General features: G+C 58.9%; 1 protein-coding gene. It reads left to right on the top strand.

Annotated elements, in window-relative coordinates; genetic code table 11:
• The first annotated feature begins 70 nt into the window (after nucleotides 1-70).
• Nucleotides 71-1,290 (top strand): IS3 family transposase gene (locus tag ACFOMF_RS17190; RefSeq protein WP_386367184.1). Its coding sequence is split into 2 segments (ribosomal slippage): nucleotides 71-416 and nucleotides 416-1,290, totalling 1,221 coding nucleotides; the frame shifts between segments, so codons are not numbered across the junction.
• The last annotated feature ends 38 nt before the right edge of the window (nucleotides 1,291-1,328 follow it).

Here is a 1,328-nt window from a genome sequence, read left to right as displayed (position 1 = left end):
TGAACGAGCCCCCTGAAAGACAGGACACCGTTTCCCCCTTACGATAAGGGATAGGCAAACGGTTATGTTTATGACTAATAGCAACGATAAGAGTGGGGAGCTTTTGGGTCGGGAGCGGCGGCGCCGCTGGAGCCCTGAGCAAAAGCTGACCATGGTTCGAGAGAGTCTTGAGCCCGGGCAGAGCGTTTCGTTGGTGGCTCGGCGTAACGGCATCAATGCCAACCAACTGTTCCTGTGGCGCAAGCTTTACCAAGACGGCAGTTTGTCGGCGGTCAGTGCTGGCGAAGCCGTGGTACCTGCCTCCGAGCTGAGCGATGCGCTCAAGCAGATCCGTGAACTGCAACGGATGCTGGGCAAGAAAACGATGGAAGCAGAAATCCTCAAAGAGGCCGTGGAGATCGCCCGCTCGCGAAAATGGATTGCGCACTCACCCTTGTTGCCGGGGGACGACCAGTGAAGCTGGTCAGCGAATGTCTCGGTGTGGCGCGCTCGCAATTAACGGTTCGAATCAAGCAATCGGCATCTCCCAAAGTACGGCGGAGCAGGCCTGTGAACGATGCTGATCTGGTAGTTGAAATCCAGCAACAGGTCAGCGAACTTCCCAGCTACGGCTACCGCCGCGTCTGGGGATTGCTGCGTCGCGCCCGTGAAACCCAGTCGCTACCGGCGATCAATGTGAAGCGGGTTTACCGGGTCATGCGTGATCACAACTTGCTGCTTGAGCGCCGCATCAAACAGCCCGGTGTGCCGCGTCGGCACGAAGGCCGTATTGCGGTGGAAGCCAGCGATACGCGTTGGTGCTCGGACGGCTTTGAGTTCCGTTGCGAGGACGGCGCCAAACTGAGCGTGACCTTCGCCCTGGATTGCTGTGATCGCGAAGCCATCGGCTGGGTCGCGAGCCCGACCGGGTACAGCGGCGATGATATCCGCGATTTGATGCTGGAAAGCGTGGAGAAGCGCTTTGGTGATCAACTGCCCGCCACGCCAGTGCAATGGCTAAGCGACAACGGCTCGGCGTACACCGCCGAACAGACACGCCTGTTTGCTCGACAGATCGGCTTGCAGCCGGTGACCATCCCAGTTCGCAGCCCGCAAAGCAACGGCATGGCTGAGAGCTTCGTGAAGACGATCAAGCGTGACTACGTGGCGCACATGCCCAAACCGGATCGAGAAACGGCGCTGCGCAACCTGGCAATTGCCTTCGAGCATTACAACGAGCAGCATCCGCACAGCGCTTTGAAATACCGCTCGCCGAGGGAGTTCAGGCGCTTGGCAGCAGCATCAATTTAACGGGGAGTTGGTGTCCGGTTTTGTAGGGGCAAGTCCAC

The organism is Stutzerimonas tarimensis (assembly GCF_042648805.1).
Taxonomy (GTDB): domain Bacteria; phylum Pseudomonadota; class Gammaproteobacteria; order Pseudomonadales; family Pseudomonadaceae; genus Azomonas; species Azomonas tarimensis.
The sequence above is the reverse complement of the archived record's forward strand: the minus strand, read 5'-3'. Positions and strand labels throughout refer to the sequence as shown.